Origin of the sequence: Flavobacterium sp. RSSB_23 (assembly GCF_051547145.1) — a bacterium.
Lineage (GTDB): Bacteria > Bacteroidota > Bacteroidia > Flavobacteriales > Flavobacteriaceae > Flavobacterium.
On record NZ_JBPTTO010000002.1, the window covers coordinates 529,241 to 546,590 of the forward strand.

Consider the following 17,350-nt stretch of genomic DNA (forward strand, 5'->3'; position numbering starts at 1 on the left):
TTCGGATTAAAGTATCCTTTTTTTTATTTAAAGCGAATCCTATATCATTTTAGAAACGATATAGGACAGCACTATTGGGTTGTAAGTAACTTAAGTTTCTATATCAATTGTTTACTCGCAAAATCAACTATTTCTTCTTTGATATTGATTAGATAATCGATGTCATCAAAACCATTAATCATGTTGTTCTTTTTGTATCCGTTGATGTCAAAAGATTCTTTTTGACCAGTAGCCAATAAAGTAATGGTTTGTTCAGGTAAATTGATTTCTAGTTCAGTTTTTGGATTTGCTTCTATTGCTTTAAAAATAGTATCAGCAAATTCTGAACTTACTTGCACTGGTAAAACCCCGATATTTAAACAGTTTCCTTTGAAAATGTCTGCGAAGAAACTTGAAACTACGGCTCTAAATCCGTAATCATAAACTGCCCAAGCAGCGTGCTCTCTTGAAGACCCAGAACCGAAGTTTTTCCCTCCAATTAAGATTTTTCCAGAATAAGTAGCATCGTTTAAAACGAAATCGGCTTTTGGGGTATCGTCTCCATTATATCTCCAGTCACGGAAAAGATTGTCGCCAAATCCTTCACGTTTTGTAGCTTTCAAGAAACGAGCTGGTATGATTTGATCTGTGTCTACGTTTTCTATCGGTAGTGGCACTGCACTACTGGTAAGGATGGTAAATTTATCGTATGCCATAGTATTAAATTTAACCGCAAAGGCGCAAAGGCACGATGCTATATTAATTATTTATTTGTTTTTTTACCGCAAGGACCCAAAGGCGCAATGCTATAATATTTATTTGTTAAAGCAAGGAAGCAAAGGTGCAAGGATAGTTTGTGGATTCTATTTTTTGCGACTTTCCTTCATTGCGGTATTTTTTTTTAATAGTTATTTACAAATCTTTTGAAGCCGTTTTTGATGATCGGGACGTTAAAATTAATTAGAAATCCCATCCTTTTATCGGCTAACTTTAGATATGATATTATTTGTGCTTGATGTACTGGTAATAGTGTATCTACAGATTTTAATTCTATTATGATTTCGTTTTCAACTAAAATATCAATTCTAAATTCTTTTGATAAATCAAAACCTTTAAATTGTAAAGGAATACCGACTTGACTTTCTGCTGAAATTTTTCTCAACTGCAATTCTTTTAAAAGACACATTTCATAAACCGATTCCAATAAACCTGGCCCCATAATTTTGTGAACCTCAAGACTAGCTATAAATATTTGTTTAGCTAATTCTTCATATTTATTTATATCCATATTTTCTTTGCGCCTTAGTGTCTTTGCAGTGAAAAAATACTACATCAATTCCCTTGGATCAGTCAGTTTTCCTGTCACAGCAGCAGCAGCGGCCATTATTGGAGAGGCTAACATTGTTCTTGATCCAGGACCCTGACGGCCTTCAAAGTTTCTGTTAGAAGTACTTACGGCATATTTTCCAGCTGGAACTTTATCGTCGTTCATAGCCAAACAAGCCGAACAGCCTGGCTGACGCAATACAAAACCTGCTTCGGTTAAAATATCTAAAAGTCCTTCTTCTTTGATTTGTGCTTCAACAACATGTGAACCAGGTACTAACCAAGCCGTAACATTATCTGCTTTTTTGCGGCCTTTAACGATTTCTGTAAAAGCTCTAAAATCTTCAATACGACCGTTGGTACAGCTTCCTAAGAAAACATAATCGATTGTTTTGCCAATCATAGTATCAGCTTCATTGAAGCCCATATATGCCAAAGATTTTTTGTAGGTTTCCTCACCACCTTCTACTTGGTCTGCGCTTGGAATATATGCAGAAATTCCAATTCCCATTCCAGGATTGGTTCCGTAGGTAATCATTGGTTCGATATCAGCGGCATCAATAGTTAATTCCGCATCGAAAACTGCATCAGCATCCGTTTTCAATGTTTTCCAGTATTCAACTGCTTTCGTCCAAGCTTCTCCTTTTGGAGCATACAGTCTGCCTTCAAGAAAATCAAAAGTAGTTTGGTCTGGAGCAATCATACCTCCACGAGCACCCATTTCGATACTTAAATTACAAACGGTCATTCGGCCTTCCATTGACATTTCTTCAAAAACATTTCCAGCATATTCAACAAAGTAGCCTGTTCCTCCAGAAGTTGTTAGTTTTGAAATGATGTACAAAGCCACGTCTTTTGGTCCTACACCTTTGCTCAATTTTCCATTTACGTTGATACGCATTTTTTTAGGTTTCGGTTGCATAATGCATTGTGTAGAAAGTACCATTTCTACCTCCGAAGTTCCGATACCAAAAGCAATGGCTCCAAATGCACCGTGAGTTGATGTATGTGAGTCACCACAAACAATAGTAGCACCTGGTAAAGTAATTCCGTTTTCAGGTCCTACCACGTGAACAATTCCATTTTTTTGGTGCCCTAAGCCCCAGTGGGAAATACCATATTCTGTAGCGTTATCTTCTAATGCTTTCAATTGATTAGCAGATAGAGGGTCTTCTACTGGTAAATGTTGGTTTATTGTTGGGGTGTTGTGATCGGCAGTGGCAAAAGTGCGTTCTGGATATAACACCTTAACGCCTCTAGCTTTTAAACCTAAAAAAGCAACAGGACTAGTCACTTCGTGAATGAAATGACGGTCAATAAAAAACACATCTGGTCCATCCTCAATTTTACGCACCACGTGCGAATCCCATACTTTGTCGAATAATGTAGTACTCATTGTTAACTATTTTTTTTAAGTGTATTGGTCTTTTTTGTTGGGTTGCTACCCAAAAAGTATAACTTGGAAGGCAAATGTAGCAAACGAATAAAAAGTGTCAATTTTGAAATTTCATTATATACGATACCCAAATTCTTTTTCTAAGGAAGATTAGAATTTAAAACTTTCTTTTTTAAGGGAAAAGTTTGGATGGTTTTGCTAGTGTTCAGAAAAAATTGAGTTCCTTTTTTTAAAATAAAAATCCTTTTTAGATATAGGACTTTTGTTGTGTTATTTTTAAAACAAATCGTTTTTTCAATGATTTCACTGCGTTTTTTCTATCTAAATCTCGTTTTTTGATTAAAAATAGTCAACAATGTGCTGTTTTTATCTCTCCTAATTAATGCAATATCAAGGTTTAAAATCGATGGAATAAGTTCTTTAAAACACTTTTTTTTTAGTTGAAAACTACGACATCCAAAAATGAGATTTAGCGTTTTTTTAATGAAAAGGGGATGAATTTCTTTGGCTATGGCGTTATAATCTTTACTGTCAGTTATAGTTGGAATAAAAAAGCAAATTGCCTCTAGTTTCTTTAAAAAAAACCTAAATTTGAACTTCCGCCAATTTGTATTGTACTGTTTTTTATACTCCATAAAACCAATGTTTTAAGGAGTTTCAAAATTGGATTTTGGAATTTTAATCTTTGTTATTTTAACTTATGTACTTAATATTCGATACCGAAACTACTGGATTACCCAAGCGTTGGGGCGCACCTTTATCTGATACAGATAACTGGCCAAGATGTATACAAATCGCTTGGCAGTTGCACGATGATATGGGGAATTTGGTGGAGCATCAAGATTATTTGGTGCAGCCAGAGGGGTTCAATATTCCTTATGATGCGGAGCGAATTCACGGTATTTCTACCGAATTGGCGCAAGCAGAGGGAATTCCGTTGGCGGAAGTATTGGAGAAGTTCAATATTGCTTTGGGCAAAGCCAAATTTATTGTAGGTCAAAATGTAGGTTTTGATGTCAATATTATGGGCTGTGAGTTCTATCGTTTGGGTGTTGCTTCGCCTATGGGTGAAATGCCGATTCTAGATACTTGTACAGAAGTAACTGCTTCCTTGCTGAAATTACCTGGAGGTAGAGGAGGAAAATTCAAATTGCCAACGCTTACCGAGTTGCATCAGTATTTGTTTGACCAACCTTTCGCGGAAGCACACAACGCTACCGCCGACGTTGAGGCAACCACAAGATGTTTTCTGGAATTAATTAGAAAAGAAGTTTTTACCAAAGAGGAGTTGGAAGTAGAGCCTATTTACTTCAAGGAATTCCAAAGTAAAAATCCAGACCCTTTTCCGCTAATTGGATTAAAACACATTAATCTTAAGAAGGCTTCTGATGCGATTCGGGAGCAACTTAAAGCCTCGGGTGTTGTTACTGATGCACCAATTTTAACCGAAACAGAAAAGAAAGATTTTTCGGCAGCAGCTTTTGCTCATTTGCATAATCATACACAGTTTTCGGTCTTGCAATCCACCATTGCGATTGGTGGTTTGGTGTCGGCTACAGCCAAAAATAATTTCCCAGCGGTTGCGATGACGGATACGGGTAATATGATGGGTGCTTTCCATTTTGTGAGCGCCGTTATGAATCACAACAAATCTGCATCGGCAAAAAACAAAGCATTGGTAGAAAGTGGAGAAGAACCCACTGAAACCGAGATAAAACCTATTGTTGGTTGTGAGTTTAATATCTGTGATAATCATTTGGATAAGACCAAGAAAGACAATGGTTATCAAGTAGTTTTATTGGCAAAGAATAAAAAAGGCTATCACAATCTGGCCAAAATGGCTTCTATAGCTTACACGGCTGGTTTTTATTATGTGCCTAGAATTGATAGAGCTATAGTCGAACAGTACAAAGAAGATATAATGGTTTTGTCTGGGAATTTATACGGTGAAATTCCAAGTAAAATTCTGAACGTAGGAGAGAACCAGGCAGAGGAAGCTTTACTTTGGTGGAAAGCACAATTTGGAGACGACTTGTATCTCGAAATCATGCGCCACAATCAAGAAGATGAAAATAGGGTAAATAAAACACTCATTGAATTTTCTCAGAAACACAAGGTTAAACTCATTGCCACGAACAATACCTATTATTTAAATAAAGAAGATGCTAATGCGCACGATATTTTGTTGTGTGTAAAAGATGGCGAAAAACAAGCCACGCCTATTGGTAGAGGACGAGGCTATCGTTATGGCTTGCCAAATCAGGAATATTATTATAAGTCGGGAGAGGAGATGAAAAAACTCTTTGCCGATTTGCCTGATGCGATTATCAACATTCAAGAAATTGTAGATAAAGTTGAAATTTACTCCTTGTACCGTGACGTATTGTTGCCTAAATACGACATTCCACAAGAATTTGTTGTGCCAGAAGATGAAGTTGATGGCGGAGTTCGTGGTGAAAATGCCTATTTGCGACACCTTACGATGGAAGGAGCAAAGCGACGTTATGGTGAAATCACGGAGTCGATTCAAGAACGATTGGATTTTGAATTACTAACCATTTCCAATTCGGGTTATCCTGGTTATTTCTTGATTGTACAAGATTTTATTGCCGAAGCCAGGAAAATGGATGTTTCTGTGGGACCTGGGCGTGGTTCGGCAGCGGGTTCGGCGGTAGCGTATTGTTTGGGAATTACCAATATTGACCCTATTAAATACGATTTGCTTTTTGAGCGTTTCCTGAATCCGGACCGTGTGTCGATGCCCGATATTGATATCGATTTTGATGACGAGGGTCGTGGTCGTGTAATGGATTATGTAATCAATAAATATGGTGCCAATCAAGTAGCGCAAATCATTACTTATGGTAAGATGGCTACGAAGTCGGCTATTCGTGATACGGCTCGTGTGCTGGATTTGCCTTTGTTTGAGGCCGATAGAATTGCGAAGTTAATTCCGGGGATGATGCCGTCAAAATGGAATTTGGCGCGTTTTATTTCTGAAAAAGAAGAAGATGTAAAAAAAGCATTGCGTTCAGACGAGTTCGATGCTGTAAAAGAATTGATTGCGATTGCCAATGGCGGAGATTTAGCTGGGGAAACCATTCAGCAAGCCAAGATATTGGAAGGCTCGATGCGGAATACCGGGATTCACGCTTGTGGGGTGATTATTACGCCTTCAGATATTACCAATTATGTTCCGGTAACTACCGCCAAAGATTCAGATTTGTATGTTACCCAGTTCGACAACTCGGTGGCTGAAAGTGCAGGATTGTTGAAAATGGACTTCTTGGGGTTAAAGACCCTTACGTTGATAAAAGACACGGTTAAGTTGGTCAAATACCGAACAGGAATTCAGCTCGACCCCGATACTTTTCCTATTGATGATGTTAAAACTTATGAGCTCTTTCAAAGAGGTGAAACAGTAGGGATATTCCAATACGAGTCACCTGGTATGCAAAAGTATATGAAGGACTTGAAGCCGACTGTTTTTGGAGATTTGATTGCGATGAATGCCTTGTATCGTCCGGGGCCGTTAGAGTATATTCCGTCTTTCGTTCGAAGAAAAAATGGCGAAGAAGAAATCAAATACGATTTAGAGGCTTGTGCGGAATATTTGTCTGAAACCTATGGAATTACCGTATACCAAGAGCAGGTAATGCTTTTGTCTCAATCGTTGGCTGGTTTTACCAAAGGTGAGGCCGACGTTTTGCGTAAAGCAATGGGTAAAAAGCAAAAAGACGTATTGGACAAAATGAAGCCGAAGTTTGTGGAGCAAGCGGCGGCCAAAGGTCATGATGCAACGGTTTTGGAGAAGATTTGGAAAGACTGGGAAGCTTTTGCGAGTTATGCATTTAATAAATCGCACTCCACTTGTTATGCTTGGATTGCCTACCAAACGGCTTATTTGAAAGCGCATTACCCTGCAGAATATATGGCTGCGGTACTTTCAAATAACATGAATGATATCAAACAAGTGTCGTTTTTTATGGAAGAATGTAAGCGTATGGGATTGCAAGTTTTGGGTCCTGATGTTAATGAGTCTTTCTATAAATTTACTGTAAATGAAGATTATGCCGTTCGTTTTGGAATGGGAGCCATCAAAGGAGTAGGTTCTGGTGCTGTAGCTACGATTGTAGAAAACAGAAAAGACGGCAAATACAAATCTATTTTTGATTTGGCCAAACGCATCGATTTGCGAGCGGCCAATAAAAAGGCAATCGAAAACTTGGCTTTGGCAGGAGGATTCGATTCGTTTGAAGGTACTACGCGAGCGCAATATTTTCATGATGATGGCGATGGTATTACTTTTTATGAAAAAGCCATGCGTTATGGGGCCAAATACCAAGAAAACGAAAATTCCTCCCAAGTGAGTTTGTTTGGGGAAACCAGCGAAGTGCAAATTGCTGAACCAGTTGTGCCGCCATGCGAAGATTGGAGCACGATGGAGAAATTAGCAAAAGAGAAAGAGGTAGTTGGTATCTATATTTCTGGTCATCCATTGGATGATTATAAATTTGAGATGAAATACTTCTGTAATGTTAGGTTAGAAGCGCTCAAGAATTTAGAGCAACATGTTGGAAAAAACTTGACGTTTGGTGGAATTATCAATAACGTACAACATAGAGTAGCGAAAAACGGAAAAGGATGGGGGATGTTTACGCTCGAAGGCTATGATGAAAATTTTGAATTTCGAATTTTTGGAGAAGAATATCTGAAGTTTCGTCATTTCTTCATTCAGAACAATTTCACCTACATCAAAATATTGGTTAAAGAAGGCTGGGTCAATCAAGAAACGGGTAAACGAGCCGAGCCTAGAATTCAGTTTGTTGAGGTGAAACAATTGCAAGATGTACTGGAGGCGTATGCTAAAAAGTTGGTTTTGTTGTTGAACGTTACAGACATTGAGCCGGAATTCATTTATAAGCTCAATCAGTTGTTTTTACAGAATAAAGGAGAGCATACCGTAACTTTTGAAGTAATGGAGTTGGAACGAGTGCGACGAATGGTAGAAAGAACAACTGCTATTGACGAAATTGACGATGCAGATTTTGTAGATAATAGTGAGACCGAGGAGGTGGAAAATAGTGAGAATCCTGTAGCAAGTACTGCGACCAAAGTAGAGGAAATAGAAGAAATCAAAGTCGTGACCAAGCTGTCCATGCCAAGCCGAAAAGTAAAAATAAAAATTTCGAATGAGCTGTTGTTTGAGTTAGAAAAGATGCAAATCAACTTCAAACTGAATTAATTTTATGAGTTAAAAAAAATGTGTATTCTTCTTAATTTAACATAAAAAAAACGAATTCAAAAATATATTCTTAATTACTGTAATGAGAAAACGTTTTCGAGAATTAGGCGACTATGGCGTCCTTTGAAATGACTTAAATTATTATAAGTTTGTAGCGTTAAACAAAATTACTATTATGAAAAAGAATTTATTTTTATTTGGTTTCGTATTGATGGCTACTGCTATGATGGCGCAAACCGAAAAAAGCGAGAGCTGGTATTTTAAAGTAGGCGGGTCTTATTTTATGCAAACTGCTGCTACTGAATTCCCAACAGTTGGAGGTAAAGATGCTTTACGCAAAGTGTACCAAGGAGGGAAATTAGTTTCAGAAGAAAGTGTAACTGGGTCTTTTGGTGAAGGTTTTAGAACAGGTATTACTGCTGGGTACAGATTTAATGCACGTTTAGGTTTTGAAATGGGAATAAATTATTATTCTAGTAAAGATAAAACTATGGCTCAGACCATCTCTGATGTGCCATTTATTCCAACTGGTAGTGTTTACAATTTTAAATCTGTAGGTCAAATTACGGCATTTGATTTAGCGCCATCTTTAGTGTTGTTTTTGGGAGAGCACAAAGGATTTGAGCCTTATACTAAGGTAGGTGTTCTTGTTCCGGTTCATGGTGATTTAGAAATTACTACGGATGCAGTTGCTCCAATTGGAGCTAATCCATCTACTGGAGCTCCTATTTTTGGTGCTGTGCACAGTGTAGATAAAGTAAAACCAAATCCTACATTAGGTTTTTCAGCAGTTGTTGGTACATCTTATAAATTAAGTAAAAACATCTCTGCTTTTGCTGAATTAGAATACCGTAACTTTACTGTTCACGGGAAAACAAAAGAAACTACTGAATTTACAGTGAATGGAGCAGATGCTTTGTCTACTAGAACAAAATCACAAATCCATACTAATTATGTGGATAAATTAACTACTACTTCAAATAACGCTGCAACTAATCCAAATGGAGTGGATACAGCTAAAGCTTTGAATGAATTAAGTTCGTATGTTGGAATTAGTGGTTTAGGATTGACTTTAGGCTTGAAATACAGTTTGTAATCCTACTTAGGAAACGATTAAAAGGAAAAGAGTTGCTCGGATAGAGCAGCTCTTTTTTTTGGAAATAAGCACAAACAATGGAATGATAGCCAAAACTAATTTGTAGATGCTTTGGGATTGATTTTTAATTCCTAAATTTGAACCTTATTAAAAAAAAATAGCAACCGATACCCAAATCATCGAGGAGGGTTCATTTAAACAAATAGAAAATGGCTTTAGCAATAACAGATGCTACTTTTGAAGAAGTAGTTTTGAAATCAGACAAACCGGTAATGGTTGATTTTTGGGCAGCATGGTGTGGACCTTGTAGAATGGTTGGACCAATCATTGATGAATTAAGCAATGAATACGAAGGAAAAGTGGTAGTAGGTAAAGTAGATGTTGATGCTAATCAAGAATTTGCTGCCAAATACGGAGTTCGTAACATTCCTACTGTTTTGGTTTTTCATAACGGAGAAGTAGTAGGAAAACAAGTAGGTGTTGCTCCAAAACAGACCTATGCTGATAGTTTAGATGCTTTGTTGTAATCTAACGATTAAGATATAAATGAAGGTTTGGCGAAAGTCAAGCCTTTTTTTGTGTCCAAAAAGAAGTGTGTATTGCTTCCAAAAAGGTACAATGTGTCTCTCTAGCCCTGATGGGAGTGGCATCCTGTGGCGCTGGGGTTCAGCGCGACAGATATAACGGACAGCAGGAGCAATGGTGATAAAAAAGCCTTTGTTTCTGCTCCGAAAAAAAGAATTGAACGTTGATTTTTGATATATTTGGAAGATGAAGATGGAATCACAAATAGATAAGATAAGTAAGTTTCAGCATTTGGAGTTGCTGGCGAATCAAGTCGTAGAGGGCTTTATTTCGGGGATGCATAAAAGTCCGTTTCATGGCTTTTCGGCAGAGTTTTCGGAACATAAAGTGTATAATTCTGGTGAAAGCACCAAGCATATGGATTGGAAGCTGTATGCCAAAACGGACCGGTTGTATACTAAGCGCTACGAGGAAGAGACAAATTTGCGCTGTCATATTATTATCGATAATTCGTCGTCGATGCATTATCCAAAACTAACTAGCGGGCAGTTGTTTTATGAAGATAAGATTGGTTTCGCGGTTTTGGCTTCGGCGGTATTGATGAATATTTTGAAAAAGCAACGCGATGCGGTAGGTTTGAGTGTTTTTTCGGATTCGTATGAATATTATGCTCCTGAAAAAGGCAGTGAACGTCATCATAGAATGTTGCTGAATACGCTTGAAAATTTGCTCGAAAATCAAACGCCAAAGAAAACTACCGATACAGTTACTTACTTGCATCAAATTGCCGAGAAAATGCATCGTAGGTCGATGATATTGCTTTTTACGGACATGTTTCAGTCAGATGAGGTGAGTTCTTCGGAAGATAAGTTATTTGCAGCCTTACAACATTTGAAACATAATAAGCATAAAGTGGTATTGTTTCATGTGATGGATTATAAAACGGAGTTGAATTTTGACTTCGATTCGGCACCAAGACGGTTTGTGGATTTGGAATCTGGAGAAGAAATTGCTGTTTTTGCCGATACTATTAAAGAATCCTACGAGAAAAAGATGCAAGATTACTTTGAAAAAGTAGCAATGACGTGTGCACAGAACAAGATTAAGTACATTCCGGTGAGCGTAGGTGAAAATTTTGAAAAAATTTTAACCGCCTATTTAATTGAAAAACAAAACTTTGGATAATAATCGTTATTTTTATTGAAATTTTTTTTCAAAAACGCTTGGAAAACTAGAAATCTGTTGTATCTTTGCCACCGCAATAACGCAGAGGTTTGGTAGTTCAGTTGGTTAGAATACATGCCTGTCACGCATGGGGTCGCGGGTTCGAGTCCCGTCCAGACCGCAATATTGGGGAAAGCACTTCAGAGATGAAGTGCTTTTTTGCCCAAATACGGTATCTAAAATTAGTTGTGTTGTTTGCTACGACTTTGTAACTCGTAGCGCGGTTTAGTAGTTAGACCAATGAAAAGCTTTTCGTCTCGGCGAACGGCTTTTTTGATTTTAGGGTGTTTTGTGTTCTTAGAAACCTTCCTAAATCTTTACTTCCAGAGACCCTCAATTTTTCAAAGTTTATAGTAAATTAGCTTTATACTGCCAAACTACCCACACGAAAATCCCAAAATGCATCACGCATACAATAAATTTCAGGAAACTAGAAGCTAGAAAGCCAATAAAAGAACCTGTGGCGGCTTTAAGCGCACGTTGGTGGTCTTTGTTGTCATAGATTATCTCGCCAATAAAAGCACCCACAAAAGGACCAATAATGAATCCAAAAGGAATAGGCGCCAGTAATCCAACAATTAAACCAATATTCGTTCCCCAAATTCCATACGAACTGCCTCCAAATTTTTTGGTTCCCTTGGCAGGAATGATATAATCTAAAACCGTTAAAAGAAGCGTAATCACTAAACTGATGCCCAAAATCCAATAATTCACCGGAATAGCATCGGTGCAGTACAATAAAACTAAACCTATAAAACTCAAACTAGGTCCAGGTAATACAGGTAAAAAGCTGCCAAAAATTCCTAGAATAACAAATAACAATCCGACTCCCAAAAGCAGTATGTCCATAAATTTATTTTTAGTACTTTTGAAAGTACATTTGTAGTGTTTTATTACGATATAACTATGAAGAAAGACCTTTTTTCAACTTTTATAGGGTTTGGTTTATGCTTCTTTTTCTCTTTGCTTTGTCATGGACAATCGCAAAACGAGAAAACTCAAGATGACCTTTTAAAAGAAAGGTTGTCAATTCAGTATAAAACTAAAGTATTAAACTTTAACTTGAAAGAATTTGATGCTTTGTTTTTTGAATTTTTCACTAAGAAAGAAGACCCAAATATACTGCTGTCTAAAGAGGAGTTTTATACCTATACGGTTCAAATTGCCTTGTTTTCAGACCGATTGAAAGCATTGTATCCCGATAAAAAAGCAATTGCTGAAGAAAATAAGAAGAAATGGATGTCGGAGCGATACGAAGATTATCTCCAATCCAAACCAAATAAAAAATAATAAGTGTATTTTTATCCCAAAATAAGTCCAACCCAAAAAACTCTGCTTTGAGTAAAAGTTATTGCTACATTTTGTTACTGGTGTTCGCCTCTTGCCAATACTTTGAAAAGCAAGTTCCCTCTGAAAAGGAATTGCTCCAAAAGGAATTGAAATCCATTAATTGGAAAGAAGTAGACGAATATCCTTCTTTGGTAGATTGTGAAAGCGTGACCGACAAGAAGCAACAACAACAGTGCTTTTTTGAGCGATTGACGCAGCTTATTCAAGAAAAATTAAGCGTAGACACCTTGGCGGCGCTGTATCCAGAGCTTGATACCATTGAAGTCAAAGTCACCGTATTCCCAAATGCAACGCTTCAATTTGAACCACAATTCCCCAAAGATTCGGTGGCTTATGATACCATCAAAATCGATAGTATTCTTCGCGCGCGTTTGGTCGGTTTTCCTAAAGTCAATCCCGCGATAAAACGAGGAATTCCAGTGAAGACACAATTTATCTTGCCGGTAATATTAAAAGTAGAATAAATAATGCCTTTTACTTTTTCGCATCCAGCAATTGTACTTCCATTTATAAAATCTAGGAGATTATCAGCAACGGGTTTAATAGTTGGGTCTATGTGTCCTGATTTTGAGTATTTCATTAGAATGAAAGTTCAAAGCAATATTAGTCATACTTTTTTGGGCTTGTTCATTTTTAATATTCCAATTTCTTTACTAGTAGCTTTGTTGTTTCATCAAATCATAAAAAAAGGATTAATAGAAAATTTGCCTTCTTTTTTTAGTTCTCGCCTTGATGTTTTAAAGAAAACAGATTGGATGGATTATTTGCGGAATAATTTCATTATCGTAGTACTTTCTATTGTTATTGGAGCTATTTCACATATTTTATGGGATGGGTTTACACATCAAACAGGTTATTTTGTTTCTGAGTTTCCTTTTCTGTTAAGTGAAATATATGCTATTCCATTCTATAAAATTCTTCAGCATTTAAGCTCTTGCGTTGGAATGGCTATTTTATTTTTCTATTTATATAAAATGCCATCATCGAATATAATCCACCACATAGTCAAAAAAAGATATTGGGTTTTTGTTCTATTTTGGACTTTCCTGATTATGGTAATTCGATTTTGTTTTGGATTGTCAGTTGTACAATATGGAAATGTTGTTGTGAGTTTGATTTCTTCTTCAATAGTTGGGATTGCAATAAGTAGTTTTTGGATAAAAAAACAGCTATAGGTCTCTAGAATCGCCTCCCTTTCCATTCATAAGAACCAAAAACAGCATACAACGCCACACTAGTACTAAAAAAAGGATAGAGCAAGCTACTGGCTATCCAATAGCGCATTTTGGAATGACTCAAAAAGCGATGAGTGGTGTAAAGTAATACCCAATCGACCATAAATTTCGCTAGCCAAAGTATTGCGACATAGAGGAACGGAATCCAGCCCAAAAATCCCAGTACCAATACCAAAATCAAACTAAGATTACCTCCAAAAACGACTAGCCCTAATCCTATCCCAAACCGACTCTGATAGGAACGAGTTTTAGAAGCCCATCGGACACGCTGATGGAACAAGGCTTTCCAGCTGTCTGTAGGTTGCGTTCGGACAATGGTGCCCTTCGATTTTAAATAGTGTACTTTTTCTGGAAATTGGGCTATGGCTTTTTGTAATAAAAAAACATCATCGCCGCTGGCTATTATGTCATTGCCTTTAAAACCATTCAACTTTTGAAAAAGAGATTTAGTATAAGCAAAATTAGCACCATTGCACATAAAACCTTTGTTAATGCCAAAACTTCCAATAGTAGCGCCTTGTAAACTCGTCAAGTCCAATTGCTGAAAATGATGCAAAAACGAAGGCTTGCAGTCATAAGTAACCGCCCCAGCAATCATTTCAATCTTATGATTTTGAATATAATCATCTAGTGTTAGCAACCAATTTTCGGGAACTACACAATCGGCATCGGTGGTGACTAGCCACTCGTTGTTGGCCAAAGGAACACCCGTCGTGATGGCATCTTTTTTCGGCGAATTCGATTGTCGAATAGTGTTTGTTAGGGTAATTTGGAATTTGGAATTTGGAATTTGAAATTTTTCTTCTGATGCATCATCAATCAATAGCACTTCAAATAAATCTGTCGGATACTTCAGTTTTGCAATACTTTCTAATAAAATCGGCAAATTTTCGGCTTCATTGCGAAAAGGTACCAAAATAGAGAAGGTGGTTTTTGGAGCTACCTCTTTTTTGTTATACAACGGCACTTTGGTACAACCATAAATGAGCCAGATAATAGCCAAAAGATAAAGGAAAACGATGTTAAAAAAAATAATCATCATAACGATTAATTTTGGTCGTTAATTCCCCCTTCGGGGGGTTGCTTCGCCAGTTCGCTGTCGCTCGGGTGGGGGCTTTTAAATTTCAAAACAAAATAACTTCCTATGGCTACGGGCAGCACTACATTCAAGAACCACATTAAAGTCGAAATGAAAACCACAATCCACTCGTTAACGCCCAAAATTCCAAAGAAAAAAACCGCCACACTTCCTTTTACCGCAAAATCCAAAAATTGAAAAGTTGGCAAAGACGAAGCCAGAAAATAGACCGAAGCAATCGCAGCCATCATTGTTAAATAGTGTAAATCCACATCAAAAGCCAAAAACAAAAAATAATATTGATGCGAAAAAACCAAATAGCGACAGGTTCCAAGCAGTATGTTTTTTTGATGAATCGCTTTTGGAATCTCATTGATTTTGTGAAGTAGTTTTTCGATAGAATAGCCTTTGATGTTGATTTTCTTTGAAAAAAATACAATCAGTACGACTAACAAAAGCCCTCCAAATAGCAGCAGCACTGTTTTCGGTTTGATAATGGCGAAAATAGCATTGAAATACAACAAGCCGAAAATACCAAAAACGATACTCAAAATCATTTGAATTCCGTTGCAAATCAGGTTTAAAAAGATGATTTTTTTGGTTGATTTTTTGTCGAAATACAAGGCTTTTCCAGCGTATTCGCCCACGCCGTTTGGAGTAAACAAACCCGCAGTTAAAGCGGCTAATACTTGTTTGGTGGATTCGCCTACCGAAATAGGATGCAGAAAACGGACTAAGTTTTGCCATTTCAGAATTTCGAAATAGCGATTCAAGACACTAAACGAGAGAATGAAAAGAATGCCTCCCACGGATTGATTCTTGCGAAACAGCACGATAAACTTCTCCCAATCGAGTTGGTCATTATTGGCGAGTTGGTTGTAGATAAAATAAAACGCTCCCCCAACTATCGAAAGTTTGACTAGAAGTACAAGGAATTGTTTAGTTTTGTGTGGAATTGAAATCATCTGCCCTTAATCCGCCGTGGCGTGGAATTATTGTGAGTAAAATTATTTTGCAAAGAAACAACAAACTTTGTACTTGAAACGGTAAACTTGAAACTAAAAAAATTGTCAAACGAACGCATCATATTAGGCATCGACCCAGGGACTACCATTATGGGGTTTGGATTGATTCGGGTCATAAATAAGAAAATGGAATTTATACAGCTCAATGAGTTGATTTTGTCCAAATACGATAACCATTACCAAAAATTAAAAGTCATTTTCGAGCGCACCATTGAGTTAATAGAAACACATCATCCCGACGAAATCGCGATTGAAGCACCTTTCTTTGGCAAAAACGTACAATCGATGTTGAAGTTAGGGCGTGCGCAAGGCGTGGCAATGGCTGCGGGACTTTCAAGAGATATTCCCATTACCGAATACGAACCCAAAAAGATAAAAATGGCCATCACCGGCAACGGAAACGCCAGCAAAGAACAAGTGGCCAAAATGCTGCAACAACTTTTAGGACTAAAAGAACTTCCCAAAAACCTCGACTCTACTGATGGATTGGCGGCTGCGGTTTGTCATTTTTTCAATTCTGGAAAAACAATCGGCGAAAAAAGTTACTCGGGTTGGGATGCTTTTGTGAAGAATAATGAAGATAGGATAGGAGGCCCCCTGACCCGCCGTGGCGGGAAATAACGTTCCTAAAAAGAACAAATAATTATGTCAACTTCTAATTATATATCCAGTTTTGTCTCCTCCCTTTCGGGGAGGTCGGGTGGGGCTATTTACATCCATATCCCATTCTGCAAACAAGCGTGTCATTATTGCGATTTTCATTTTTCTACTTCGATGAAGAAAAAGGAGGAAATGGTTTTGGCTATTGCCAAAGAATTGCAAATACGCAAAAATGAGTTTCTCGATTGCGCTCGAAGTGACAAAAATGATGCTGAATTCTGGGAAGTGGAAACGATTTATTTTGGAGGAGGAACGCCTTCGGTACTGACTACGGAAGAAATTGAATTCTTGATTGCAGAAGTGTACCATCATTACAGTGTTGTTGAAAATCCAGAAATTACCCTTGAAGCAAATCCTGATGATTTGACCAGTGAGCGAATTGTAGAATTGTCCAAAAGTTCAATCAATAGACTTAGTATTGGAATTCAATCGTTTTTTGAAGCCGATTTAGCGATGATGAATCGCGCGCACAATTCGGTAGAAGCTCAAAAATGTTTGGAACTCGCGACTCAATATTTTGATAACATTTCAATCGATTTGATTTATGGTATTCCGGGGATGAGTAATGAACAATGGCAACAAAATATCGAAACCGCTTTGCGTTTTGGAGTGCCTCATATTTCGAGTTACGCTTTGACGGTAGAACCTAAAACGGCTTTGAATACACTCATTCAAAAGGGTAAAATAGCCGCTCCTAAAGACGAAGTAGCCGAAGCGCATTTCCAAATACTAGTCGAAACCCTCGAGAAAAATGGTTTTATTCATTATGAGTTGTCCAATTTTGGGAAAGAAAATTATTTTTCGAAGAACAATTCGGCGTATTGGTTGGGAAAAAAATACATCGGAATTGGTCCATCGGCGCACAGTTATGATGGATTTTCGAGAAGTTGGAATGTAGCGAATAATGCTTTGTATTTGAAAGCCATTCAACAAAATCAATTGCCCAGCGAAAAAGAAATCTTATCTACAGCTGACCGTTATAACGAATACATTATGACAGGATTGCGAACGATTTGGGGCGTTGCTTTAGAAAGAATAGAAAGAGAATTTGGAGAACGCTATTTAGATTATCTAATTAAACAATCTGAGAAATTCGTAAAGGATGAGTTGCTCTCTATTGAGAATAATATTCTGAAACCAACTTCTAAAGGAAAATTCTTGACGGATGGAATTGCGAGTGATTTGTTTTATTTAAATTTGGAAGAGTAAAT

Annotated in this window: 15 protein-coding genes and 1 tRNA gene; 10 read left to right on the plus strand and 6 right to left on the minus strand. The window is 37.4% G+C overall.

The features are described from left to right. Positions 1-98 precede the first annotated feature (98 nt). From leuD to leuC, 3 genes are all read right to left on the minus strand, one after another. Positions 99-695: a 3-isopropylmalate dehydratase small subunit gene (gene leuD, locus ACSVH9_RS05815; protein ID WP_438062881.1), complete on the minus strand. Its 597-nt coding sequence runs from the start codon at positions 693-695 to the stop codon at positions 99-101. A gap of 185 nt (positions 696-880) precedes the next feature. Then, positions 881-1,267 (minus strand): GxxExxY protein, encoded by a 387-nt coding sequence (locus tag ACSVH9_RS05820; RefSeq protein WP_024980003.1) that lies wholly within the window; start codon positions 1,265-1,267, stop codon positions 881-883. 39 nt (positions 1,268-1,306) lie between these two features. Continuing rightward, entirely contained in the window at positions 1,307-2,701 is a 1,395-nt protein-coding gene (gene leuC / locus ACSVH9_RS05825; protein WP_438062882.1) for a 3-isopropylmalate dehydratase large subunit, read from the minus strand. A 700-nt stretch (positions 2,702-3,401) separates the two neighbouring features. Between leuC and dnaE the strand changes: the two genes are divergently transcribed. The 5 genes from dnaE (at position 3,402) to ACSVH9_RS05850 (ending at position 10,912) form a co-directional block, all read left to right on the plus strand. Next, positions 3,402-7,946 (plus strand): DNA polymerase III subunit alpha, encoded by a 4,545-nt coding sequence (gene dnaE / locus ACSVH9_RS05830; protein ID WP_438062883.1) that lies wholly within the window; start codon positions 3,402-3,404, stop codon positions 7,944-7,946. A gap of 175 nt (positions 7,947-8,121) precedes the next feature. After that, on the plus strand, positions 8,122-9,042 hold the full coding sequence (locus tag ACSVH9_RS05835) for an outer membrane beta-barrel protein (protein ID WP_438062884.1): 921 nt from the start codon (positions 8,122-8,124) through the stop codon (positions 9,040-9,042). Between the two features lie 209 nt (positions 9,043-9,251). After that, entirely contained in the window at positions 9,252-9,569 is a 318-nt protein-coding gene (gene trxA, locus ACSVH9_RS05840; protein ID WP_024980008.1) for a thioredoxin, read from the plus strand. 244 nt (positions 9,570-9,813) lie between these two features. Further along, positions 9,814-10,752: a DUF58 domain-containing protein gene (locus tag ACSVH9_RS05845; RefSeq protein WP_438062885.1), complete on the plus strand. Its 939-nt coding sequence runs from the start codon at positions 9,814-9,816 to the stop codon at positions 10,750-10,752. 86 nt (positions 10,753-10,838) lie between these two features. Continuing rightward, positions 10,839-10,912 (plus strand) — tRNA-Asp (locus ACSVH9_RS05850). Between the two features lie 227 nt (positions 10,913-11,139). Here ACSVH9_RS05850 and ACSVH9_RS05855 read toward each other — a convergent pair. Beyond that, the gene (locus ACSVH9_RS05855) at positions 11,140-11,640 is read right to left on the minus strand and encodes a DUF456 domain-containing protein (RefSeq protein ID WP_438062886.1); all 501 of its coding nucleotides are present in this window, start codon (positions 11,638-11,640) and stop codon (positions 11,140-11,142) included. A gap of 57 nt (positions 11,641-11,697) precedes the next feature. Between ACSVH9_RS05855 and ACSVH9_RS05860 the strand changes: the two genes are divergently transcribed. From ACSVH9_RS05860 to ACSVH9_RS05870, 3 genes are read left to right on the plus strand one after another with little or no spacing between them, the layout of a single operon-like run. Beyond that, positions 11,698-12,081, plus strand: a complete 384-nt coding sequence (locus tag ACSVH9_RS05860; protein WP_438062887.1) for a hypothetical protein — start codon at positions 11,698-11,700, stop codon at positions 12,079-12,081. A 47-nt stretch (positions 12,082-12,128) separates the two neighbouring features. Then, positions 12,129-12,605 carry a hypothetical protein gene (locus tag ACSVH9_RS05865; protein WP_438062888.1) on the plus strand — a complete coding sequence of 159 codons (477 nt, stop codon included), beginning with the start codon at positions 12,129-12,131 and terminating at the stop codon, positions 12,603-12,605. Positions 12,606-12,608: 3 nt separating this feature from the next. Beyond that, positions 12,609-13,316 (plus strand): DUF4184 family protein, encoded by a 708-nt coding sequence (locus ACSVH9_RS05870; RefSeq protein ID WP_438062889.1) that lies wholly within the window; start codon positions 12,609-12,611, stop codon positions 13,314-13,316. Positions 13,317-13,320: 4 nt separating this feature from the next. Here the strand turns inward: ACSVH9_RS05870 and ACSVH9_RS05875 are convergent, their stop codons facing one another. Next, a complete protein-coding gene (locus tag ACSVH9_RS05875) occupies positions 13,321-14,418 on the minus strand; it encodes a glycosyltransferase family 2 protein (protein WP_438062890.1) in 1,098 nt (365 codons plus the stop codon). A gap of 5 nt (positions 14,419-14,423) precedes the next feature. After that, complete coding sequence (locus tag ACSVH9_RS05880; protein ID WP_438062891.1) at positions 14,424-15,419, minus strand: hypothetical protein; 996 nt, start codon at positions 15,417-15,419, stop codon at positions 14,424-14,426. A 102-nt stretch (positions 15,420-15,521) separates the two neighbouring features. Here ACSVH9_RS05880 and ruvC point away from each other — a divergent pair, with 102 nt between their 5' ends. Both ruvC and hemW read left to right on the plus strand, forming a co-directional pair. Then, the gene (ruvC, locus tag ACSVH9_RS05885; protein ID WP_438063037.1) at positions 15,522-16,100 is read left to right on the plus strand and encodes a crossover junction endodeoxyribonuclease RuvC; all 579 of its coding nucleotides are present in this window, start codon (positions 15,522-15,524) and stop codon (positions 16,098-16,100) included. A gap of 24 nt (positions 16,101-16,124) precedes the next feature. After that, entirely contained in the window at positions 16,125-17,348 is a 1,224-nt protein-coding gene (hemW, locus tag ACSVH9_RS05890; protein ID WP_438062892.1) for a radical SAM family heme chaperone HemW, read from the plus strand. Positions 17,349-17,350: the final 2 nt, after the last annotated feature.

Coding starts and splice junctions, on each gene's coding strand:
- leuD (WP_438062881.1), bottom strand. CDS start 695: ATGGCATACGATAAATTTACCATCCTTACCAGTAGTGCAGTGCCACTA.
- ACSVH9_RS05820 (WP_024980003.1), bottom strand. CDS start 1,267: ATGGATATAAATAAATATGAAGAATTAGCTAAACAAATATTTATAGCT.
- leuC (WP_438062882.1), bottom strand. CDS start 2,701: ATGAGTACTACATTATTCGACAAAGTATGGGATTCGCACGTGGTGCGT.
- dnaE (WP_438062883.1), top strand. CDS start 3,402: ATGTACTTAATATTCGATACCGAAACTACTGGATTACCCAAGCGTTGG.
- ACSVH9_RS05835 (WP_438062884.1), top strand. CDS start 8,122: ATGAAAAAGAATTTATTTTTATTTGGTTTCGTATTGATGGCTACTGCT.
- trxA (WP_024980008.1), top strand. CDS start 9,252: ATGGCTTTAGCAATAACAGATGCTACTTTTGAAGAAGTAGTTTTGAAA.
- ACSVH9_RS05845 (WP_438062885.1), top strand. CDS start 9,814: ATGAAGATGGAATCACAAATAGATAAGATAAGTAAGTTTCAGCATTTG.
- ACSVH9_RS05855 (WP_438062886.1), bottom strand. CDS start 11,640: ATGGACATACTGCTTTTGGGAGTCGGATTGTTATTTGTTATTCTAGGA.
- ACSVH9_RS05860 (WP_438062887.1), top strand. CDS start 11,698: ATGAAGAAAGACCTTTTTTCAACTTTTATAGGGTTTGGTTTATGCTTC.
- ACSVH9_RS05870 (WP_438062889.1), top strand. CDS start 12,609: ATGCCTTTTACTTTTTCGCATCCAGCAATTGTACTTCCATTTATAAAA.
- ACSVH9_RS05875 (WP_438062890.1), bottom strand. CDS start 14,418: ATGATGATTATTTTTTTTAACATCGTTTTCCTTTATCTTTTGGCTATT.
- ACSVH9_RS05880 (WP_438062891.1), bottom strand. CDS start 15,419: ATGATTTCAATTCCACACAAAACTAAACAATTCCTTGTACTTCTAGTC.
- hemW (WP_438062892.1), top strand. CDS start 16,125: ATGTCAACTTCTAATTATATATCCAGTTTTGTCTCCTCCCTTTCGGGG.